This window comes from Variovorax paradoxus, from assembly GCF_030811855.1.
GTDB classification, from domain to species: Bacteria; Pseudomonadota; Gammaproteobacteria; order Burkholderiales; family Burkholderiaceae_C; genus Variovorax; species Variovorax paradoxus_L.
In genome coordinates this window covers 1-20,905 of the sequence record NZ_JAUSRN010000021.1, presented here as the reverse complement: position 1 = coordinate 20,905, position 20,905 = coordinate 1, and the positions used below count along the sequence as shown (strand labels likewise).

The window sequence follows — 20,905 nt, the reverse complement described above, 5'->3', positions numbered from 1 at the left end:
TCAACCGAAGGGAAAAAGCGATGCAAGCCTATTTGACATTCAACGGCAATGCGGCCGAGGCCATGGCCTTCTACGCCAAGGCGCTGGACGGCAAGGTCATCTTCAGCATGACCTTCGGCGAAAGTCCCATGGGTGCCGAAACGCCCGCCGAACACAAGAACAAGATCATGCACGCCGCGCTGGAAGCCCGGGGCCACAAGCTGATGGCCTCCGACATGCCGCCCGGCATGCCCTTTGAGGGCCACAAGGGCTTCTCGCTCTCCGTGCAGGCCAACAGCGTGGAAGAAGGCAAAAAGCTCTTCGACGCACTGGCCCAGGGCGGCCAGATCACGATGCCCTACGGCCCGCAGTTTTGGGCCGTCGGCTTCGGCATGCTGACCGACAAGTTCGGCGTGCCGTGGATGGTGAACTGCGAGAAATAAAAGGACTTCAGGCGACCGTGGCCGGGTCGACATTCGCTCCGCAGACGATCAGGCACACCTTCTCGCCTTCGCGCGGCACATAAGCCCCGGTTTGCAAAGCCGCGAGCGGCAGCGCCGCGGCCGGCTCCACGGCGAGCTTGAGCTCCTTCCACAGCCACTGCTGCGCGGCACGGATGGATTCGTCGGACAGCAACAGCGCGTCCTGCACGTATTGCTGGGTAATTTCCCACGAGATGGCGCCGATGCGGCGCGCGCCGAGCGAATCGGCGGCGATGCCGCCCACATCGACGTCGACCGGTTCGCCGGCCTCTCGGGCACGGAACAGCGTGGGCGCCTTCTCGGGCTCGAGCGCCACCACGCGGGCGCGCTTCTGAAACCAGCCGGCAAGGCCGCCGATCAGGCCGCCGCCGCCGACGCTCACGAGCACCGAATCGGGCAAGCCGCTCTCGGCTTCGATCTCGACACCGAGCGTGCCCGCGCCGGCCACGACTTCGGGTTGGTCGTAGGCATGGGTCAGCAAGGCGCCGGTTTCCTTCTGGCGCGTGAGGCAGGCGGCCAGCGCGTCGGGGTACAACTCGCCGACGACGATCACCTCGGCGCCCAGCGCCCGCAACCTTTCGCGCTTGGCTTCGGGCGAAACGCCAGGCAGGAACACCTGGCAGCGCACGCCCAGGGCCTTGGCGGCCGCTGCGGTGGCGATGCCCGCATTGCCACCGGAGGCCACGACCACGCCGCTCTCGGGAATGTCGTTGGCCAGCAGGCGGTTCATCATGCCGCGCGCCTTGAAGCTGCCGCTCACCTGCATGTGCTCGAGTTTGAGCCACAACTCCACGCCGGGCACCTCGATGCCGAAAGCGGAAGCCGGCAATTTCCAGAGCGGCGTCTGGCGCAGGAAGCCGCCAGCACCCTCGCGCAGCCTGCGGGCGGCGCTGTCAATTTCAGAGCGCCAGTCGGTGTTTTCGTTGGTCAAGAGATGTGTCCCGGGGGAGGAATGTCGTCGAGCTTGAGGCCCTTGGGGAGTGGAAACTTGATGGTTTCCTCAATGCCGTCCATCTTGCGGACCGACACCGCGCCGAGCGCCCTTACCCGCTCGATCACCTCGCGCACCAGCACTTCGGGCGCCGAGGCACCGGCCGTGAGGCCGATGCGGCCCTTGCCCTCGAACCACTCGGGCTTGAGCTCGTCGGCCGAATCGACCATGTAGCTTTCGGTGCCCAAGCGCTGCGCCAGTTCGCGCAGCCGGTTGCTGTTGGAGCTGGTGGGGCTGCCGACGACGATCACCAAGTCGACTTGCGGGCTCATGATCTTGACCGCGTCCTGTCGGTTCTGCGTGGCGTAGCAGATGTCCTGCTGCTTGGGCTCGCGCACCTTCGGAAACCGCGCACGCACCGCCGCCGCGATTTCGGCTGCGTCGTCCACGCTGAGCGTGGTCTGCGTGACGACCGCGAGCTTCTCAGTCTGCGCGGGCGCCACCTTGGCGACGTCTTCCACGTCTTCCACCAGGTGAATGCCGCTCGAGAGCTGGCCCATGGTGCCTTCGACCTCCGGGTGTCCCTTGTGGCCGATCATGATGAACTCGTAGCCTTCCTTGGCGAGCTTGGCGACCTCGACGTGCACCTTGGTCACCAGCGGGCAGGTGGCGTCGAAAACGTCGAAGCCGCGGTCGCGCGCCTCCTGCTGCACCGCCTTGCTCACGCCATGCGCGCTGAAGACCAGCGTGGCGCCGGGCGGCACATCGGCGAGGTCTTCGATGAAGATCGCACCCTTGGCCTTGAGCTCGTTCACCACATAGGTGTTGTGCACGATCTCATGGCGCACATAGATGGGCGCACCGAACTTGGCAAGGGCGCGCTCGACAATCTCGATGGCGCGGTCCACACCGGCGCAGAAGCCGCGCGGCTCGGCGAGGAGGACTTCTTCAAGGCTCCGATTCATAGAACTCCGATCAGGCGCACCTCGAAGGTCACCGGCTGTCCGGCCAGCGGATGGTTGAAGTCGAAGCGCACGGCGGTCTCGTTCGATTCGACCACCGCGCCCGCGTAGCTGCCCGAGCCGTCGGGCGTGGGGAATTGCACCACGTCGCCCACTGCGTATTGCTCGTCGGGGTCGCCCATCTGCGCCAGCAGCTTCCTTGCCACCCATTGCTGCATCTCGGGGTTGCGCTCGCCAAAAGCCTCGCCGGCAGGCAGCTCGAAGGTGGCGTGGGTGCCCTCTTCCAGGCCCATGAGCCGCTGCTCCATGGCGGGCGAAAGCTCGCCCGTGCCCAGCGACAGGGTCGCGGGCTTGTCGTCGAAAGTATTGATGATGTCTCCCGCCGGACCAGCGAGCCGGTAATGCAGGGTCAGGAACGAGCCGGAAGTCACGACGTGGGACATGGGTGCAGGGGAGGTAGGCAAAGACAAGGGGGTGTCCCGATAAACTGGACTGCATTTTAAGGAGCAGGGGCTTCCACCCGCTCTTTCAAGGTTTCACCAGGTTTTCGATGGCATTCAAGGATCTCCCCGCTCACGCCCGTCCGCGCGAAAAGCTCATCGCACGAGGCGCCGGCGCGCTGGCCGACGCAGAACTGCTGGCGTTGTTGCTGCGCACTGGCGTGGCCGGAAAAAACGTGCTGCAGCTGGCCGAGGAACTGCTCGAACACTTTGGAGGCCTATCGGGCCTGCTGCAGACCAGCGCCGAGGATCTGAAGGTGATCAAGGGCATGGGCGGCGACGCCAAGCGCGCCGAACTCATCGCGGTTCTCGAGCTGGCGCGACGTGCCATGGCCGAGCGCCTCAAGGAGCGAGCGGTGTTCGACTCCCCCGGGGCCGTCAAGCAGTACCTGCAGCTGCACATCGGATCGCGCCCTTATGAGGTGTTCGCGGTGCTGTTTCTGGACGCGCAGCACCGGCTCATCGTGCTCGAAGAGTTGTTCCGCGGAACGCTCACCCAGACCAGCGTCTACCCGCGTGAAGTGGTCACGCGCGCGCTGCAAAACCACGCGGCGGCCGTGGTGCTGTCACACAATCATCCGAGCGGCAACATCGAACCCTCCCGGGCCGACGAGACGCTGACGCAAACGCTCAGCGCCGCGCTTTCATTGATCGACGTGCGCGTGCTCGACCACGTGATCGTCAGCGCCGGCCAGGCTTTTTCCATGGCCGAGAAAGGGCTGCTCTGATGGCTTCCCGCACGCCGCCCATCAAGAACCTGGCGGACCTGAAGCAGGTGCAGCGCGCGCTGGCCGAAACCCGCGAGCGCGAAGCGGCCGCCGCCGCCGCCAAGGCCGCGGCGGAACGCAAGCGCGCCGCCGAAAAAGACCTGTTCACCCGCGCCATCGGCGCCACCGAGCCGCTTCGCCGAAAGGCGGCAGTGCCGCTCGCGCCCGAGCCGCCAGCGCCCATTCCCGTGCAGCACCAGCTCGACGAACAGCGTGTGCTGCGCGAATCGCTGTCCGACGAATTCGACGTGACGACCCTGCTGGACGTCGACGACGCCATGAGCTTTCGCCGCCCCGGCATCGGCACCGACGTGACCGCGCGGCTGCGCAAGGGCGACTGGAGCATCCAGGCGCAAATCGACTTGCACGGCCTGCGCAGCGACGAGGCGCGCGAGGCGCTCGGCGGCTTCATACGCAACGCGTACAAGCAAGGCTTGCGCTGCGTTCGGGTGGTGCACGGCAAGGGCCTCGGCTCGCCCGGCAGGCAGCCGGTGCTCAAGACCAAAACGCAGCGCTGGCTGATCCAGAAGAACGAGGTGATCGCCTTCGTGCAGGCCAAGCCCGCCGAGGGCGGCGCGGGCGCCCTGGTGGTGCTGCTGGCGCCGGCGCGACGCTGAACGGGCCCACCCCCGTCCCTCGCTCACTTCGTGTAGCTCGACTCCCCCCTACCGGGGGCAACACCAGCGGCCCGGCAAAGCCGGTTCCGCGGTTGCACTTGGCTCGCCCCCAGTCTTCGCGCACTTCGTGTCGCTACGCCAACCCCCTACCGGGGGCAACACCAGCGGCCCGGCAAAGCCGGTTCCGCGGTGTTCCGCGCCACCCCGGTAGCGGCTATGCCAGGTGATTCTTGAGCGGAACGGCCGCGTCGGCTACCGCTTCGGGCGTGGGACTGCGCCCCGCTTCGAGCAGCTTGCGGCTCATCATGTGATCGACCGGCGCGTTGACCGATTCAACGCACACCAGCTGCCCATCGACATAGTGGAACAGCGAGAACGCATCGGGCTTGGGGCCCGGCCGGCGCACGCTGGTTGAGCCCGGCGTGCCTTCGGCGGGCACCAGTCCGACCATCTGCAGGCGCAGGCTGCCCTGGTCGGACCAGAACCATGGCACGGCGTCGTGCGGCCGTGCAGCGCCGGTCAGCGTGGCGACCGCGGTTCGCGCCTGGTCGCTCGCGTTCTGCACCGATTCGAGCCGCAGTGCGCGCCCGGCGCGCCGATCGGGAAAGCGCGTGCAATCGCCTACAGCGAGCACGTCGGCCGCGCTGGTCTGCATGTGGCCATCGACCACGATGCCGTCGGCGCATTCGATGCCGGCGGCCTGCGCCAGCGCGGTTTCGGGCACGGCGCCAATGCCGAGCAGCAGCAGGTCCACCGGTTGCTTCACGCCGTTGACCTGGAGCGAAATCAGCCGCTCCCCTTCGACCTCGAACGCGCCGGTGCGCGCGCCAAGCACCACGTCGATGCCCGCCGCGCGATGCGTGGCCAGCACATGGGCCGAAAGCTCCGGCGACACGGCACGACCCAGCAGGCGCGGCGCGCTTTCGATCACCTGCACGCTCTTGCCGAGCGCCTTGGCCGTGGCTGCCACTTCGAGTCCGATGAAGCCACCGCCCAGCACCGTGACTTGCTGCGTATCGGCAAGCCGCGAACGCAGGCGATGCGCTTCATCGGCGGCGCGCAGGCTGGCGACGTTCTCCAGCCCTGGCTTCAGGTCGGGCATCTGGCGCGCACGCGTGCCGGTCGCCAGCACCAGCCGCTCCCAGGGCAGGACGGCGCCGGAGCACAGCGTGACGGTGTGCGCCTCGCGGTCGATGGCGACTGCTGCGTCGCCCAGGTGCAGAGTGATGCCCGCCTCGCGGTACCAGTCGGCGGCCTTGTGCGGCTGCGTGGTTTCCTCGGCGCTCTTGAGAAACGCCTTGGACAAGGGCGGGCGATGGTAGGGCTCGCAGGCCTCCTCGCAGACGAGGTGCACGTTGGCGCCCAGCCCCGCCTGGGCCAATCCGGCGCAAAGCTGGGCCGCGGCATGGCCGCCGCCGATGATGACGATCGAATTCATGTAGACAGGTCTTTCTAGTCGTAGATTGTTCTGCATCCTTCGTGGAACACCGAGGAACCGGTTTCGCCGGGCCTCTGGTGTTGCCCCCGGTAGGGGGTTGGCGTGGCGACACGAAGTGCGCGCAGACTGGGGGCGAGCCTCATTCGCCGCGATTGCGCATCCAGTCCGCCGTCTGGAAAAACGAATCGCGCAGCCGCGCGCGGAGCGCCTCGGGCACGCCGGTCTCGCCCATCGCCTGGTCCATGCAGGCCAGCCATTGGTCGCGCTCCTTGATGCCGATGCTGTGCCCGCCGATGCTTTGCGGCAGATGGCGCGCGCGCAGCATCGGATGGCCGAAGCGGTCGGTGTAGTGCTGCGGTCCGCCGAGCCAGCCGCACAGGAACCAGAAGAGCCGCTGGCGCGCATTCTCGAGGCTGGTGCCGTGCACCGCGCGCAGTTGCGCATAGGCAGGCTCGAGCTCCATCAGGTCGTAGAAGCGGTCGACCAGCGCCTGCACCTTGGGTTCGCCGCCGATCCATTCGAAGGGCGTGTCGACGGGTGGCTTTTCGTGAATCTGCATGGCGGGAGTATCTCTCCAGCCGCCGCCGTGGGCTGCGCGAGGTTCGAATTCCCGCGAATCCCAGCACCCGCGTCAGGACCATTCGGGCGCCCATATGCATATGTCGATTGAGGATTTAATAATCCACGGTTTTATTGATATGGTGCCGTCCCTGCTATCCCAGAAGGAGAAGAACATGCGCTTGAACATCATTGCCGCGGCCCTCGCGGCCTCCGCCCTGCTGACGGGCATCGCCGCCCATGCAGACCAGCTCGCCGACATCAAGAAAAAAGGCGAACTCGTGGTCGGCGTGCTGGGCACCGATGAGCCCGCCACTTTCATCGATCCGAAGACGCGCCAGATTGTGGGCTACGAAGTCGACTTGGTGAATGCCATTGCAAAGAAGATCGGCGTGAAGCCGGTGCTCAAGCAGATCGCGGTGGCCGCGCGCATTCCCGAGCTGCAGCAGGGCCATGTCGACCTGGTGGCCGCCGGCCTCACGCACAACAAGGAGCGCGAGGCGCAGATCGATTTCTCGCTCACCACCTTCGTCACCGGCCAGAAGGCCATCGTGAAGAAGGACAGCGGCATCACCGACGTGCCCCAGCTCGCCGGCAAGAAGGTGCTGACCATCCGCGGCGGCACGCAAGAGCCCAACATCCGCAAGGCCGTGCCCACGGCCGAGGTCGTGACCTTCGACACCAGCCAGCAGGCCTTCCAGGCGCTGCAGCAGGGCAAGGGCGTGGGCTATGTGGACGACGAGGCCGCTCTGCTGCGCAGCTATGCCAAGCTGGGCCCGCAGAAGGCCCAGTACGTGGTGCTCAAGCAGAACCTGAGCACCGAGGCGCTGGCCATCGGCATCAAGAAGGGCGAGAGCGGGTTGAAGGCCGTGGTGGACGAGACCCTGCGCGAGCTCGAGAAGTCGGGCGAGGCGCAGAAGATCTTCGTCAAGTGGTATGGCCCGAACACGGCATCGGGCTTCCAGACGCGCGACTTCAAGCTCGAGAGCGACAAGATCGACTGATCCGGTATTTCTCCTTCCCCCTCTGGGGGAAGGCAGGGATGGGGGCAAGCGGCCTTTGCACAGGCCGCGATGTGCTGAGCGCCGCCGCGCCCCCACCCCAACCCTCCCCCAGCGGGGGAGGGAGCCAAATTCCCTGCGACGCGGTGATACTGTCGCCCCCCATGCCCCTGTTCGACTATTCGTTGCTACTCACCGGCAAGTACCACGACATGCTGGTCGCAGGCCTGCTGCTGTCGCTGCAACTGCTGGCGGCCTCGCTGGTGCTGGCGCTGCCCATCGCGCTGGTGGTGGCGCTGCTGCGCCTTGCACCGCTCGCACCGCTGCGCTGGCTCGGCTTTGCGTATATCGAAGTCATACGCAATGTGCCGCTGCTCGCGCACATGCTGTTCTGGTACTTCGGCGCGCCCGAGCTGCTGCCCGAGGGCATCAAGCAATGGCTGTATGCCGGGCACATCGAGGCCTACAGCGCCATCATCGCGCTTTCTCTCTATACGGCCGCGTTCATGGCGGAAGACATCCGCAGCGGCATCCGCGCGATTCCCACTGTGCAGTTCGAGGCCGGCCGCGCGCTGGGCTTCGGCTTTCTGGACACCATGCGCCGCGTGGTGCTGCCGCAGGCGCTGCGCGTCACGGTGCCGCCGCTCATCTCGCAGACGCTGAGCCTCTGGAAGAACACCTCGATCGCCACCGTGATCGGCGTGGCCGAGCTGATGTACCAGGCCGGGCAGGTCGAGAGTGCGACCTTCCGCAGCTTCGAGTCGTTCGCGTTCGCGAGCGCAGCGTACCTGACGGTGTCGCTCGCGATCACCGGCCTTGCCACCTGGTACCACCACCGCTATCCGGTGCGAACCATCTAGAAAAGTTGATTTGATGCTAGAGATCATCAACGACTACTGGGTCTACTTTCTCATCGGGCAGTATCCGAACGGGCCGCTCGGCGGGCTGGTGCTCACGTTGCTGCTCGCCTCTTGCGGCCTCGTGCTCGCGCTGCCGCTGGGTATCGTGCTTGGCCTTGCACGCGTGAGCCCGTGGCGGTGGCTGCGCTGGCCGGTCACGGGTTTCGTCTTCGTGGTGCGCGGCCTTCCCTTGCTGATGGTGATTTTCTGGGCCTACTTCTTCCTGCCCAGCGTGACGGGCGTGAAAACCGACCAGTTCACCACCATGCTGATCGCGCTCGTGGTGTTCGATGCGGCGTACCTCGCCGAGATCGTGCGCGCCGGCATCCAGGGCCTGCCGCGCGGCCAGATGGAAACCGCCCGCGCGCTGGGCCTGGACTATGGCCGCGCGATGCGCCTCGTGGTGCTGCCGCAGGCGCTGCGCAGCATGCTGCCCTCTCTGGTGAACCAGTTCGTCTCGACCATCAAGGAAACCTCGCTGGGCTACATCATCGGGCTGGCCGAGGTGTCGTTCATCGCGACGCAGATCAACACGCAGGTGTTCACAAAGCCGGCGCAGATCTATTTGATCCTGGGCCTCACCTATTTCATTCTCTGCTTCGGGCTGTCGCGATTCGCCTACTGGCTCGAGCGCCGTCTCGCGCGGCGCGGCATGTCCATCGCCAATCCCACTTCGGCCCCCAAGGTGTCCGCATGATCGAACTGCAGAACGTCAACAAGTGGTACGGCAGCTACCAGGCCCTGGTCGACATCAACGAGACCATCCACAAGGGCGAAGTTGTCGTGGTGTGCGGGCCATCGGGCTCGGGCAAGTCGACGCTGATTCGCACCTTCAACCGGCTGGAGCCGATCCAGTCGGGCCGCATTCTTTTCGACGGCAAGGACATCCACGCGCCAGGCACCGACGTGAACGCGTTCCGCTCGCGCATCGGCTTCGTGTTCCAGCAGTTCAACCTGTTCCCGCATCTCACGGTGCTGCGGAACTGCACGATGGCGCCGATGCAGTTGCGCGGCCTCACGCGCAAGGAGGCCGAAGAGCGCGCGATGGCGCTGCTGCAGCGCGTCGGTCTTGCGAACAAGGCCAACGCATGGCCCAGCGAACTCTCGGGCGGCCAGCAGCAGCGCGTGGCGATTGCGCGCGCGCTCGCCATGCAGCCGCCGCTCATGCTGTTCGACGAGCCCACCAGTGCGCTCGATCCCGAGATGGTGGGTGAGGTGCTGCTCGTGATGCGCGACCTCACGCGCGACGGCATGACGATGGTCTGCGTCACGCACGAGATGGGCTTCGCGAGCGAAGTGGCCGATCGCGTGATCTTCATGGACGAGGGCAAGGTGCTCGAGCGCGCCACGCCCGACGACTTCTTCAATCGGCCGCAACACCCGCGCGCGCAGCAGTTTCTTTCGGACATCCGCTCGCCCTTCGCGCGCGGCCCATGACATGCTCTTCATGCCCATGACCGACACACAGACGCTTCCAGTGATCGATATCGCGCCGCTCATTTCGGGCGCGCCCGAACGCAACCGCGTGGCCGCGCAGATCGGCGCGGCCTGTCGCGCGCACGGTTTTTTCTACGTCACGGGCCATGGCGTCTACGCGGCGCTGGTGCAGCGGCTCGAAGACCTGAGCCGCCGCTTCTTCGAACTGCCTGAAGAAACCAAGATGCGATGGCGCATGGCCTTGGGCGGGCGCGCCTGGCGCGGCTACTTTCCGCTCGGCGGCGAACTCACCTCGGGCCGGCCCGACTGGAAGGAAGGCCTCTACCTGGGCACCGAGCTGCCCGCCTCCCATCCGCTGGTGCAGGCGAAGACGCCGGTGCACGGGCCCAACCTCTTCCCCGAGGTACCGGGCTTGCGCGAAGCCATCCTCGACTACATGGCGGCCGTCACACAGCTGGGCCACCGACTGATGGAAGGCATTGCACTGAGCCTCGGCCTGCCGGCCACGTATTTCGCCGAGCGTTACACCGCTGATCCGCTGATCCTGTTCCGTCTCTTCAACTACCCCTCGCAGCCCGTGCCCGAAGGCCTGGACGTGCAATGGGGCGTGGGCGAGCACACGGACTACGGCCTTCTCACCATCCTGCACCAGGACGACGTGGGTGGCCTTTCGGTGCACACGCCTGGCGGCTGGATCGACGCGCCGCCGATTGCCGGCTCCTTCGTCTGCAACATCGGCGACATGCTCGACCGCATGACCGGTGGGCTCTACAAGTCGACGCCGCACCGCGTGAGGCGCAACACCTCGGGGCGCGACCGGCTCTCGTTTCCGCTGTTCTTCGATCCGAATTTCGAAGCGCGCGTACAGCGCATCGAAGGCCTCGCGGGTGCCGAGGCGCGCGACGACAGCTCCGAGCGCTGGGACCGCGCCAACGTGCATGCCTTCAACGGCCGCTACGGCGACTACCTGCTCGCCAAGGTGTCGAAGGTGTTCCCGCAGTTGCGCGACGAAGTGCTCTGAGGTGCCCTCGAAGGAAGGCTGTCAGCGGCGTCGATGAATTCGTCTTCCCAATTGCCGACATCCGCATCGGGATCGGAAATGGGCACGAGCTTGTCGCTGCGGCAATAGAAGGTCCAGCCCTCGAACAGCACGTCGTAGTAGGTGCCGGGCAGGTAGCGCTCGCTGGGCGCCTCGTAAGGCGCGGAGACCACCTCCACGATGCGTCCAACGGCGCGCTCGGTCATCGGCGACGCAAGGCAGCTGTCGAGCACGTGGCAGAGGGTCCCGATCTTGATCATGTGCGTATCACCTGGCCGGGAAACCACCGCGGCACATGGGCCACGGCTTCGTGCAGGGAGTCGAGCACATGGAACGCCCGCTCGACGATCGATGCGGGCGGGTGCTTGAGGTCCGGCACGATCACGACACGGAGGCCTGCCGCCAGCGCGGCCTTGGCGCCGTTCTCGCTGTCCTCGAAGGCCACGCATTCGGCCGGGTCGACGCCCAGGCGCTCCGCCGCCAGCAGGTAGAGCGCAGGATCGGGCTTGGCGCGCGCCACCTCGTCACCGCCCGCGAATGCCTCGAAATGGTGAAGCACGTCGAGGCTGCCAAGGCAAGCCTGTATCTGCCCGCTCGTCGATGACGATGCCACCGCGCAACGTGTTCCGCGCTGCCGCAGCGCACCCAGGAACTCGGTCGCGCCGGGCTTGATGGGAAACATCGGAAGCCCGTCCGCGCGCTGGAGTTGCAGCAGTTTGCGGACATGGTCGATGGCATGCCTGTAGGCCTCAGGGCCGCCCAGCAGCGCGCCGAGGATCAGCTCCGACTCCGCAGTGGCGAGGCCCACCACCTGCAGGTACTGGCTGTGCGAAAGCTCGATGTCGAGCGTGCGAGCGGCTTCGATCCAGGCAGCCATGATCGGCCGCTCCGAATCGATGAGCAGCCCGTCCATGTCAAAGATGGCGGCAGAGAACATGGAGCGATCCTAAGCCTGCGCGCCGGAAAACAAAAAAGGGGCCGACCGGCCCCTTTTGAAGAAACTGAGAAGCAGCTCGGATCCGTCGCTCAGTCGCGCACGAGCGCCCGGTTCAGCCCCAGCGCCGCCAGCGTGCCGACCGCACCCGACAGCAGGTAGACGCTCACATAGGCCAGCCCGAAATTCGCCGACAGGCCCAGTGCCACCAGCGGGGCAAAAGCCGCACCGATAAGCCACGCCAGGTCGGCCGTGAGCGCAGCGCCCGTATAGCGGTATTTGGGCTCGAAGTTCGAGGTCACCGCGCCGGCCGCCTGGCCGTAGGAGAGCCCCAGCAGCACGAAGCCCAGCAAAATGAAAATGTCCTGGCCGACGCGGCCGCCATCGAGCAGCGTGGGCGCAAAACCGCTGAAGACCGCGATCATCGCGGCCAGGCCGCCCAGCGTGAAGCGGCGGCCCACGCGGTCGGCAATCAGGCCCGAGGCCACGATGCCGCCGGCGCAGAGCACCGCGCCGATCATCTGCACCACCAAAAACTCGGTGATCGATTGGTCGGAGTACAGCGTGATCCACGACAGCGGAAACACCGTAATCAGGTGGAACAGCGCATAGCTGGCCAGCGCCGCGAACGCGCCAATGAGCAAGTTGGCGCCTTGCGAACGCGCCAGCTCGACCACGCTGGTGGGCTGCAGTTCGCGCTCTTCCAGCAGGCGCGAATATTCTTCGGTGGCTACCAGCCGCAGGCGCGCAAACAGCGCCACAACGTTGATCGCAAACGCAACATAGAAGGTGTAGCGCCAGCCCCAGTCGAGGAAATCCTTGAGGGGCAGGTTGGCATACAGGTAGGCGAACAGAGCGCTGGCCACGAAGAAGCCGAGCGGCGCACCCAGCTGGCCCAGCATGGCGTACCAGCCGCGGCGGTTCTGCGGCGCATTGAGCGCCAGCAGCGATGGCAGGCCGTCCCATGAGCCGCCGAGCGCCAGGCCCTGGGCAAAGCGGAACACCGACAACAGCACGATCGACGTGAACCCGATGCTCGCGTAGCCCGGCAAGAAGGCGATGCCCGCGGTGGAAGTGCCGAGCACGAACAGCGCAATGGTCAGCTTGGCCTCTCGCCCGAACCGTCGCTGGATGGCCATTGAAATGACAGTTCCGAACGGCCGCGCGATGAATGCGAAGGAGAAAACCACGAAGGCGTAGAGGGTTCCCTCCAGACGCGCCTCGAACGGAAAGAATACCGCCGGGAACACCAGCACTGAGGCAATGCCGTAGACGAAGAAATCGAAATATTCCGAGGCGCGGCCGATGATCACGCCCACGGCGATCTCACCGGGTGCGATGTGCGAGTGTTCGTCGCCCTGCCGGGCGTCGTTTCCGGACGTGTTCGGCACAGGCTGTGCGCCTTGCGGACTGATGCTGGACGTCGTCGTCATTGCGTTTTTTAATTCGGTGTCACCGGCAGTGACAAAGGTAGACCATTGAACAGGGGTCCAAGCGTCTCACCGAACTGAGTTTCCCGCCATAGGACAAAACGTCCAATAGGCGGCGGGGGCCTTTGGTCGTAGATTGTGGAGTCTTTGCGCAGCCCACGCACTTCTTTCTTTCGGCATGCCCACCCTCAAATCTCTTCGCCGATGGCCCCTGTTGCTCCCGCTTGCCTTGCTCGCAGGCTGCAACACGGTGCTCATGAACCCTTCCGGCGACATCGCCAATCAGCAGGGACGACTCATCGTCGTCTCCACCGTGCTGATGCTGATCATCATCATCCCGGTGATCGCGCTGACCATCTTTTTCGCCTGGCGCTACCGCCAGTCGAACAAGGAGGCCGACTACAGCCCCGACTGGGACCACTCCACCCAGCTCGAACTCGCGATCTGGGCAGCGCCGCTCCTGATCATCATCGCGCTCGGCGCCATCACCTGGATCAGCACCCACACGCTCGACCCGTACCGGCCGCTGAGCCGCCTGGACGCCGAGCGCCCGGTTCCCGCCGAAGCCAAGCCGCTGGTGGTCGAAGTGGTGGCACTCGACTGGAAATGGCTCTTCATCTACCCCGAGCAGGGCTTTGCCACGGTGAACGAAATGGCCGCGCCGGTCGACCGGCCGATCACGTTCAAGATCACGGCCACCTCGGTGATGAACTCCTTCTTCATTCCCGCGCTGGCCGGCCAGATCTACGCCATGCCGGGCATGGAAACCAAGCTGCACGCGGTCATCAACAAGCCGGGTGAGTTCGAGGGCTTCTCGGCCAACTACAGCGGCGCGGGCTTCTCGGGCATGCGCTTCAAGTTCCACGGCCTCAGCAACGAAGGCTTCGACGAGTGGGTCAAGAAGGCCAAGGCCGGCAAGGACGGCGAACTCTCCCGCGAAACCTACGTGAAGCTCGAAGCGCCGAGCGAGCGCGACCCCGTGCGCCATTACGCCAGCGTGGCGCCCGACCTGTACGACGCCATTCTCAACCGCTGCGTCGACCGCAACAAGATGTGCATGAAGCAGATGATGGCCATCGACGCCGAAGGCGGCCTGGGCAAGCCGGGCGCCTTCAACGTGGCCGCCAAGGCAACCGCCTGGCAGCCCGACAGCATCAATTCCAGTTCGCCGACGCGCAAGTACGTCACCGCGATGTGCACCACCGAAGAATGACGATGTTCGAGAACCTTGACCTGACGAAGCTCATCTTCGGCCGCCTCACGTGGGAGGCGATTCCCTACCACGAGCCCATCCTGCTTGCGACCTTTGCGGCGGTGGTGCTGGGCGGCCTTGCCGTGCTGGGCGCCCTCACCTACTTCAAGCTCTGGGGCACCCTGTGGCACGACTGGATCACCAGCATCGACCACAAGAAGATCGGCATCATGTACATCATCCTCGGGCTGGTGATGCTGCTGCGCGGCTTTGCCGACGCAATCATGATGCGGGCCCAGCAGGCCATCGCCTTCGGGGACAACGCCGGCTTTTTGCCGCCGCACCATTACGACCAGATCTTCACCGCCCACGGCGTGATCATGATCTTCTTCGTGGCCATGCCGCTGGTCACGGGCCTCATGAACTTCGTGGTGCCGCTGCAGATCGGCGCGCGCGACGTGGCCTTTCCGTTCCTGAACAACTTCAGCTTCTGGATGACCACCTTCGGCGCGGGCCTGGTGATGGCGTCGCTCTTCGTCGGCGAGTTCGCCAAGACCGGCTGGCTGGCCTATCCGCCGCTGTCGGGCATTCTCTTCAGCCCCGACGTGGGGGTCGACTACTACATCTGGTCATTGCAGATAGCGGGGGTCGGAACCCTGCTCTCCGGCGTCAACCTGCTGGCCACCATCGTGAAGATGCGCGCGCCCGGCATGACCATGATGAAGATGCCGGTGTTCACGTGGACCGCGCTCTGCACCAACGTGCTGATCGTGGCTGCCTTCCCGGTGCTCACGGCCGTGCTGGCCCTGCTGTCGCTCGACCGCTACGTCGGCACCAACTTCTTCACGAACGACCTCGGCGGCAACGCCATGATGTACGTGAACCTGATCTGGATCTGGGGCCACCCCGAGGTGTACATCCTGATCCTGCCGGCCTTCGGCATCTTCTCCGAAGTGGTCTCCACCTTCTCGGGCAAGCGCCTCTTCGGCTACGCGTCGATGGTCTACGCCACCGTCGTGATCACGATCCTGTCGTACCTCGTGTGGCTGCACCACTTCTTCACCATGGGCTCCGGTGCCAGCGTGAATTCGTTCTTCGGCATCACGACGATGATCATCTCGATCCCGACGGGCGCGAAGATCTTCAACTGGCTCTTCACCATGTACCGCGGCCGCATCCGCTTCGAGCTGCCCATGATGTGGACCATCGGTTTCATGATCACCTTCGTGATCGGCGGCATGACGGGCGTGCTGCTCGCGGTGCCCCCGGCCGACTTCGTACTGCACAACAGCCTGTTCCTGATCGCCCACTTCCACAACGTGATCATCGGCGGCGTGCTGTTCGGCATGCTGGCCGGCATCACCTACTGGTTCCCCAAGGCCTTTGGCTACAAGCTCGATCCGTTCTGGGGCAAGTGCTCGTTCTGGTTCTGGATCGTCGGCTTCTGGTTCGCCTTCATGCCGCTGTACATCCTGGGCTTGATGGGCGTCACGCGCCGCATGAGCCACTTCCAGGACATGTCGCTGCAGATCTGGTTCCAGGTCGCCGCCTTCGGCGCGGTGCTGATCGCGCTGGGCATCGCGTCGTTCCTGATCCAGCTGGTGGTGAGCTACATCCGCCGCGATTCGCTGCGCGACACCACGGGCGATCCGTGGAACGGCCGCACGCTCGAGTGGTCGACCTCGTCGCCGCCGCCGGCTTACAACTTCGCGTTCACGCCGCGCATCCACGACAACGACGCGTGGACCGACATGAAGCGCCGCGGCTATGCCCGCCCGCTCGAAGGCTTCACACCCATCCACATGCCCAAGAACACGGCGGCCGGCTTCATCATCGCGGCCCTGGCGGCGACCTGCGGCTTCGCACTGATCTGGCAGATGTGGCTGGTGGCGGGCGTGGGCTTCTTCGCCATGCTGGCGGCCGTGATCATCCATACCTTCAACTACAAGCGCGACTACCACATCCCCGCGGATGAAGTCGTCCGCACCGAAGACGCCCGCACGCGACTCCTGGCAGCAGCCCATGTCTGATACCTCCGTCCTCCACTCCCCCGCGGCCGGCCACGCCCACAGCGACAAGACGGGCAAGCCGCCCGTGTTCGAGCTGTTCCACGTCGGCAACGATCACCATCCCGAGAACGGCACGCTGCTGGGCTTCTGGCTCTACCTGATGAGCGACTGCCTGGTCTTCGCCTGCCTGTTCGCGACCTACGGCGTGCTGGGCCGCAGCTATGCGGCCGGCCCCTCGGGCGCCGACCTGTTCGACCTGCCGCTGGTGGCGATCAACACCTCGCTGCTGCTCTTCTCGTCCATCACCTATGGCTTCGCGGTGCTCGAGATGCAACGCAAGCGCATGGGCGGCACGCTGGCGTGGCTGGTCGTCACCGGCCTCCTGGGCGCAGGCTTCATCGGCCTGGAACTGTACGAATTCGCGCACCTCATCCATGAAGGCGCGGGCCCGCAGCGCAGCGCCTTCCTGTCGTCGTTCTTCGCGCTGGTCGGCACGCACGGGCTGCACGTGACCTTCGGCATCGTCTGGCTCATCGTGTTGATGATCCAACTGCCCAAGCACGGCTTCACCGCCGCCAACCGCCGCCGCGTGATGTGCCTGTCGATGTTCTGGCACTTCCTGGACGTGGTCTGGATCGGCGTCTTCACCTTCGTCTACCTGATGGGATCGATGCAATGAGCGCCCCCACCACCCACTCCGCGCACGGCCATGATGCGCACGACGACCATCACGACGACGGCCCCGTCAGCCATAGCACCTTCAAGGGCTACATGACCGGCTTCGTGCTGGCCGTGATCCTCACCGCAATTCCGTTCTGGCTGGTGATGGGCAAGGTGCTCGTCAGCACGCACACCACCTCGCTCGTGATCCTCGGCTTTGCCGCGGTGCAGATCGTGGTCCACATGATCTATTTCCTGCACATGGACGCGAAGTCGGAGAGCGGCTGGAACATGCTGGCGCTGATCTTCACGATCGTGCTTGTCGTAATCACGCTGGCCGGGTCGCTCTGGGTCATGTACCACATGAACACCAACATGATGCCGATGTCGGTGCACGACATGAAGAACATGCCTTGACGCTCCGGCCGCCAGACCACAGCACTCCAAGCCTCGACACACCGGCCGGCCGCCAACGCTCCGCGGCGGCCCGGGCGGCGCTGGCGGTCTGCGCGGCACTGGCCTTTGCCGGCTTCTTTGCGCTCGGAACCTGGCAGGTCGAGCGCCGGGCCTGGAAGCTCGATCTCATCGCCCGCGTCGAACAGCGCGTGCATGCCCCGGCCGCCGAGGCCCCCGGCCCCGAGCGCTGGCCGCAGATCAACGCGGCCGCCGACGAATACCGGCGCGTGCGCCTCGCCGGCATCTTTCTCCACGACAAGGAAACCCTTGTTCAGGCCAGCACCCGTCTGGGTGCAGGCTTCTGGGTGTTGACGCCGCTGCAAGCCACCGACGGCAGCATCGTGCTGGTCAACCGCGGCTTCGTGCCGTTCGAAGCGCAGGAGCGCCCGTCGCGCAAGGCCACCGAGCCGCAGGGCGAAACCACGGTGACCGGCCTGCTGCGCATCACGGAGCCCAATGGCGGCTTCCTGCGCAAGAACGAGCCGGCCACAGGGCGCTGGTTCTCGCGCGACGTGCAGGCCATTGCCGCGGCGCGCGGCCTCGGCAACGTGGCGCCTTATTTCGTCGATGCGGACGCTGCCCCCTCCTCATCCGGCGCAGCGCCCGCCTGGCCTGCAGGTGGCCTCACGGTCATTGCCTTTCCCAACAGTCATCTCGTCTACGCCTTCACCTGGTACGGCTTGGCGCTGATGGTCCTGGCCGCAGCCGTATACGCTTGGCGCGAGGGGCGCAAGCGCCGCAGCGGCGAAAATACCAGCGCCGATGCCCAAGCCCGCTTCCGCCCCGATGTCCACCGCGACTGAGCCACTTGCCGTCGCGGGGGAACTGCACGCGCCGCGTGCGGGCGTGGCGAGCCTGGACAATGCCACCGGGCACAAGAACATGCAGCAGCTGATCCAGCTGCGCTGGTTCGCGGTGGTCGGGCAGGTGGCCACCATCCTGGTGGTGCACTACGGCTTCGGCATCCGGCTGCCGCTCGACCACATGCTGCAGGTGCTGACCTGCCTTGCGCTCTTCAACGGCGTGAGCCTGCTGCGCTCGCGCAGCCTTCGCCGCGTGACCAACGGCGAGCTCTTTCTCGCGCTCTTGGTTGATGTGGCCACGCTCACCGCGCAGCTCTACCTGAGCGGCGGCGCCACCAACCCGTTCGTCTTTTTGTACCTGCTGCAGGTCATTCTGGGCGCGGTGCTGCTCAAGGCATGGTCGACGTGGACCATCGTGGTGGTCACCAGCCTCTGCTTCGCGGGGCTGGCGCTTTTCTCGCGTCCGCTCGAGCTGCCGCTCGACCACGACCGCGGGCTCTGGAGCCCGTACGTGCAGGGCATGCTGATCTGCTTTGCACTCAACGCGGCGCTGCTGGTGGTGTTCATCACGCGCATCAGCCGCAACCTGCGCGCACGCGATGCGCGGCTGGCCGACCTGCGCCAGCGCGCGTCCGAAGAAGAGCACATCGTGCGCATGGGCCTGCTCGCCTCGGGCGCCGCACACGAGCTGGGCACGCCACTTGCCACGCTGGCCGTCATCCTTGGCGACTGGCGCCGGCTGCCGCATTTCAGCTCCGACCCCGAACTGCTGACCGAAGTTGCCGAGATGGAGCTGCAGATCCAGCGCTGCAAGAGCATCGTGAGCGGCATCCTGCTGTCCGCAGGCGAAGCGCGCGGCGAGTCATCGGAAGAAACCACGGTGAGCACTTTCCTGGACGAGCTGGTCGAGGAATGGCGCACCACGCGGCCGGTGGAAGAATTCGACTACGACAACCGCTTTGGCCAAGACCTGCCCATGGTTTCAGACTCGGCCCTGAAGCAGATGATCTGCAACGTGCTCGACAATGCCCTGGAAGCCTCGCCGCACTGGCTGCGCTTCGAGGTGGCGCACGACGCCGACGCGCTGACCCTCACCGTGACCGATGCCGGCCCCGGGTTCCTGCCCTCCATCCTGAAGGAGTTCGGCAAGCCCTACCAGTCGAGCAAGGGACGGCCGGGCGGCGGGCTCGGGCTGTTTCTGGTGGTCAACGTGGCGCGCACGCTGGGCGGCCGTGTCGCGGTGCACAACCGGCCTGAAGGCGGTGCCATCGTGGCAATCACGCTGCCCCTTGCGGCCATCGTGCTGGAAGAGGAAGACGACGACGAAGGCACCGGCGAGGAAGCTACGGCCATCGACCTCATCGAAACGAAAGCCCATGATGGAAACCGCTGAAGCCGAGCGCCAGTTGCTGATCGTCGAAGACGACGCGGCCTTTGCGCGCACGCTCGGCAAGTCGTTCGAGCGCCGCAGCTATGCGGTCACGCACGCAAGCAATGCCGAAGAGGTGGAGCGCCTGCTGCAGACGCATGCGCCCGGCTACGGCTATGCGGTGGTCGATCTGAAGCTCAACGGCGAGGCCTCCGGTCTGGCGTGCGTGCAGATGCTGCACCGGCACAACCCCAAGATGCTGATCGTGGTGCTGACGGGCTTTGCGAGCATCGCCACGGCCGTCGAGGCGATCAAGCTCGGCGCCTGCCACTACCTGGCCAAGCCCTCGAACACCGACGACATCGAGGCCGCGTTCGGCCGCGCCACCGGCACTACCGAGGTGGAACTGACGAACCGCTCGACCTCGATCAAGACGCTCGAATGGGAACGCATCCACGAGACGCTGGCCGAAACGGGCTTCAACATTTCCGAGACTGCGCGGCGGCTTGGCATGCATCGGCGCACATTGGCGCGTAAATTGGGCAAACAGCAGGTCAAGTAACATGACTTGCCGGTTTCACGAAATTCGGTGGAACCAATTTTGACCCAGGAGATTCTGTTCCCAATGACGAATCGACAGCCGATGCAATTGCACCAAGCCATTCCAGTTCGCGCAGACAAGCGCCCGCCCCTGGGCCGCGACCAGACCACGCTGGAAGAAATCTTCAACGCGTTGAGCCACGGCCTCGGCCTTCTGCTCGCCATTGCTTCGCTGCCGATCCTGGTCTACAGCGCTGCCCAGAAGGGCCAGGCCGCGAGCATCGTCGGCGCATCTCTCTTTGCGGGCACGGCCATCGTGCTGTACCTGATTTCGACGCTGTACCACGCGCTGCCGATGGGCCGGGCCAAGGCGTGGTTCAACCGGCTCGATCACGCCGCCATCTACCTTTTCATTGCGGGCAGCTACATGCCATTCCTGTTCGGGGTGCTGCGAGGGCCGTGGGGCTGGACGCTTTTCGGCGCCATCTGCGCCGCGGCAGCGCTGGGCGTGGGCGCCAAGCTGTTCAACAAGCTGCAGCATCCGCTGTGGTCGACCGGCCTCTACGTGGCGATGGGATGGATGGCGTTGATGGCGGCCGTGCCGCTGTATGAGCGCATGTCGCCTGCGGGGCTGGGCTGGCTCGTGGCCGGTGGGCTCTTCTACACAGCGGGTGCGGTGGTCTTCCTGTTCGACAACAAGGTACGGTTTGCGCACTTAGTCTGGCACCTGTTCGTCCTGGCGGGCAGTGCGTGCCATTTCTTTGCGGTGCTCTGGCACTCGCACGGGTGATCTTTTATAGGTCAGGACTGTTCAGGGCGCGTGCACAGGCCACCGGGTACTCCCCTCCGCGAATGTCCCCCGCCTTCGGCTCCTCCTTTATTTCGCTGCGGGGAGCACCCGG

Annotated in this window: 24 protein-coding genes; 16 read left to right on the top strand and 8 right to left on the bottom strand. The window is 65.5% G+C overall.

Translation table 11 applies throughout. From position 1 onward, the window contains the following. Nucleotides 1-20: 20 nt before the first annotated feature. Nucleotides 21-422 carry a VOC family protein gene (locus J2X92_RS27320; protein ID WP_307580656.1) on the top strand — a complete coding sequence of 134 codons (402 nt, stop codon included), beginning with the start codon at nucleotides 21-23 and terminating at the stop codon, nucleotides 420-422. Nucleotides 423-429: 7 nt separating this feature from the next. Here J2X92_RS27320 and J2X92_RS27315 read toward each other — a convergent pair whose 3' ends face one another. Genes J2X92_RS27315 through J2X92_RS27305 form a run of 3 tightly spaced genes read right to left on the bottom strand, consistent with a single transcriptional unit; the run spans nucleotide 430 to nucleotide 2,797 of the window. Beyond that, the gene (locus J2X92_RS27315) at nucleotides 430-1,392 is read right to left on the bottom strand and encodes a threonine/serine dehydratase (RefSeq protein ID WP_307580654.1); all 963 of its coding nucleotides are present in this window, start codon (nucleotides 1,390-1,392) and stop codon (nucleotides 430-432) included. Next, nucleotides 1,389-2,357 carry a 4-hydroxy-3-methylbut-2-enyl diphosphate reductase gene (gene ispH / locus J2X92_RS27310; RefSeq protein WP_307580652.1) on the bottom strand — a complete coding sequence of 323 codons (969 nt, stop codon included), beginning with the start codon at nucleotides 2,355-2,357 and terminating at the stop codon, nucleotides 1,389-1,391. Before ispH ends, J2X92_RS27315 begins: the two co-directional genes overlap by 4 nt. After that, nucleotides 2,354-2,797: an FKBP-type peptidyl-prolyl cis-trans isomerase gene (locus tag J2X92_RS27305; protein WP_307580650.1), complete on the bottom strand. Its 444-nt coding sequence runs from the start codon at nucleotides 2,795-2,797 to the stop codon at nucleotides 2,354-2,356. The genes ispH and J2X92_RS27305 overlap by 4 nt, the downstream gene beginning before the upstream one ends. A gap of 107 nt (nucleotides 2,798-2,904) precedes the next feature. Between J2X92_RS27305 and radC the strand changes: the two genes are divergently transcribed. After that, on the top strand, nucleotides 2,905-3,582 hold the full coding sequence (gene radC / locus J2X92_RS27300; protein WP_307580648.1) for a RadC family protein: 678 nt from the start codon (nucleotides 2,905-2,907) through the stop codon (nucleotides 3,580-3,582). Beyond that, nucleotides 3,582-4,238, top strand: coding sequence for a Smr/MutS family protein (locus J2X92_RS27295; protein ID WP_307580646.1), 657 nt, complete (start codon nucleotides 3,582-3,584; stop codon nucleotides 4,236-4,238). The genes radC and J2X92_RS27295 overlap by 1 nt, the downstream gene beginning before the upstream one ends. A 214-nt stretch (nucleotides 4,239-4,452) precedes the next feature. Here J2X92_RS27295 and J2X92_RS27290 read toward each other — a convergent pair whose 3' ends face one another. Next, nucleotides 4,453-5,676 carry an NAD(P)/FAD-dependent oxidoreductase gene (locus J2X92_RS27290; protein ID WP_307580644.1) on the bottom strand — a complete coding sequence of 408 codons (1,224 nt, stop codon included), beginning with the start codon at nucleotides 5,674-5,676 and terminating at the stop codon, nucleotides 4,453-4,455. 139 nt (nucleotides 5,677-5,815) lie between these two features. Next, on the bottom strand, nucleotides 5,816-6,235 hold the full coding sequence (locus J2X92_RS27285; RefSeq protein WP_307580643.1) for a group II truncated hemoglobin: 420 nt from the start codon (nucleotides 6,233-6,235) through the stop codon (nucleotides 5,816-5,818). Nucleotides 6,236-6,410: 175 nt separating this feature from the next. Here J2X92_RS27285 and J2X92_RS27280 point away from each other — a divergent pair, with 175 nt between their 5' ends. The 5 genes from J2X92_RS27280 to J2X92_RS27260 all read left to right on the top strand — a co-directional run bounded on the left by J2X92_RS27280 (nucleotide 6,411) and on the right by J2X92_RS27260 (nucleotide 10,592). After that, nucleotides 6,411-7,238, top strand: a complete 828-nt coding sequence (locus J2X92_RS27280) for an ABC transporter substrate-binding protein (protein WP_307580641.1) — start codon at nucleotides 6,411-6,413, stop codon at nucleotides 7,236-7,238. Nucleotides 7,239-7,399: 161 nt separating this feature from the next. Further along, the gene (locus J2X92_RS27275; RefSeq protein ID WP_307580639.1) at nucleotides 7,400-8,095 is read left to right on the top strand and encodes an amino acid ABC transporter permease; all 696 of its coding nucleotides are present in this window, start codon (nucleotides 7,400-7,402) and stop codon (nucleotides 8,093-8,095) included. A 13-nt stretch (nucleotides 8,096-8,108) separates the two neighbouring features. Further along, the gene (locus tag J2X92_RS27270) at nucleotides 8,109-8,831 is read left to right on the top strand and encodes an amino acid ABC transporter permease (RefSeq protein ID WP_307580637.1); all 723 of its coding nucleotides are present in this window, start codon (nucleotides 8,109-8,111) and stop codon (nucleotides 8,829-8,831) included. Further along, nucleotides 8,828-9,571, top strand: coding sequence for an amino acid ABC transporter ATP-binding protein (locus J2X92_RS27265; protein WP_307580635.1), 744 nt, complete (start codon nucleotides 8,828-8,830; stop codon nucleotides 9,569-9,571). The genes J2X92_RS27270 and J2X92_RS27265 overlap by 4 nt, the downstream gene beginning before the upstream one ends. 16 nt (nucleotides 9,572-9,587) lie before the next feature. Then, nucleotides 9,588-10,592: an isopenicillin N synthase family dioxygenase gene (locus J2X92_RS27260; protein WP_307580633.1), complete on the top strand. Its 1,005-nt coding sequence runs from the start codon at nucleotides 9,588-9,590 to the stop codon at nucleotides 10,590-10,592. On the opposite strand, the gene J2X92_RS27255 is transcribed toward J2X92_RS27260, so the two are convergent. The 3 genes from J2X92_RS27255 to J2X92_RS27245 all read right to left on the bottom strand — a co-directional run bounded on the left by J2X92_RS27255 (nucleotide 10,535) and on the right by J2X92_RS27245 (nucleotide 12,977). After that, the gene (locus J2X92_RS27255) at nucleotides 10,535-10,870 is read right to left on the bottom strand and encodes a hypothetical protein (protein WP_307580631.1); all 336 of its coding nucleotides are present in this window, start codon (nucleotides 10,868-10,870) and stop codon (nucleotides 10,535-10,537) included. The genes J2X92_RS27260 and J2X92_RS27255 overlap by 58 nt on opposite strands. After that, on the bottom strand, nucleotides 10,867-11,547 hold the full coding sequence (locus tag J2X92_RS27250) for an HAD family hydrolase (protein WP_307580629.1): 681 nt from the start codon (nucleotides 11,545-11,547) through the stop codon (nucleotides 10,867-10,869). Before J2X92_RS27250 ends, J2X92_RS27255 begins: the two co-directional genes overlap by 4 nt. Before the next feature lie 89 nt (nucleotides 11,548-11,636). After that, complete coding sequence (locus J2X92_RS27245) at nucleotides 11,637-12,977, bottom strand: MFS transporter (protein WP_307580627.1); 1,341 nt, start codon at nucleotides 12,975-12,977, stop codon at nucleotides 11,637-11,639. A gap of 175 nt (nucleotides 12,978-13,152) precedes the next feature. On the opposite strand from J2X92_RS27245, the gene cyoA reads away from it, so the two are divergent. The 8 genes from cyoA (at nucleotide 13,153) to trhA (ending at nucleotide 20,793) form a co-directional block, all read left to right on the top strand. Then, nucleotides 13,153-14,187, top strand: a complete 1,035-nt coding sequence (gene cyoA / locus J2X92_RS27240; protein WP_307580625.1) for a ubiquinol oxidase subunit II — start codon at nucleotides 13,153-13,155, stop codon at nucleotides 14,185-14,187. Beyond that, nucleotides 14,184-16,196: a cytochrome o ubiquinol oxidase subunit I gene (gene cyoB, locus J2X92_RS27235; RefSeq protein ID WP_370878367.1), complete on the top strand. Its 2,013-nt coding sequence runs from the start codon at nucleotides 14,184-14,186 to the stop codon at nucleotides 16,194-16,196. Before cyoA ends, cyoB begins: the two co-directional genes overlap by 4 nt. Beyond that, a complete protein-coding gene (gene cyoC / locus J2X92_RS27230; protein WP_028259420.1) occupies nucleotides 16,189-16,854 on the top strand; it encodes a cytochrome o ubiquinol oxidase subunit III in 666 nt (221 codons plus the stop codon). Before cyoB ends, cyoC begins: the two co-directional genes overlap by 8 nt. Next, nucleotides 16,851-17,252 (top strand): cytochrome o ubiquinol oxidase subunit IV, encoded by a 402-nt coding sequence (gene cyoD, locus J2X92_RS27225; protein WP_307580620.1) that lies wholly within the window; start codon nucleotides 16,851-16,853, stop codon nucleotides 17,250-17,252. The genes cyoC and cyoD overlap by 4 nt, the downstream gene beginning before the upstream one ends. Next, complete coding sequence (locus J2X92_RS27220; protein WP_307580619.1) at nucleotides 17,249-18,094, top strand: SURF1 family protein; 846 nt, start codon at nucleotides 17,249-17,251, stop codon at nucleotides 18,092-18,094. The genes cyoD and J2X92_RS27220 overlap by 4 nt, the downstream gene beginning before the upstream one ends. Continuing rightward, a complete protein-coding gene (locus J2X92_RS27215; RefSeq protein WP_307580617.1) occupies nucleotides 18,078-19,487 on the top strand; it encodes an ATP-binding protein in 1,410 nt (469 codons plus the stop codon). Before J2X92_RS27220 ends, J2X92_RS27215 begins: the two co-directional genes overlap by 17 nt. After that, nucleotides 19,471-20,025: a response regulator transcription factor gene (locus tag J2X92_RS27210; RefSeq protein ID WP_307580614.1), complete on the top strand. Its 555-nt coding sequence runs from the start codon at nucleotides 19,471-19,473 to the stop codon at nucleotides 20,023-20,025. Before J2X92_RS27215 ends, J2X92_RS27210 begins: the two co-directional genes overlap by 17 nt. A gap of 81 nt (nucleotides 20,026-20,106) precedes the next feature. Continuing rightward, the gene (gene trhA / locus J2X92_RS27205) at nucleotides 20,107-20,793 is read left to right on the top strand and encodes a PAQR family membrane homeostasis protein TrhA (RefSeq protein WP_307580789.1); all 687 of its coding nucleotides are present in this window, start codon (nucleotides 20,107-20,109) and stop codon (nucleotides 20,791-20,793) included. The last annotated feature ends 112 nt before the right edge of the window (nucleotides 20,794-20,905 follow it).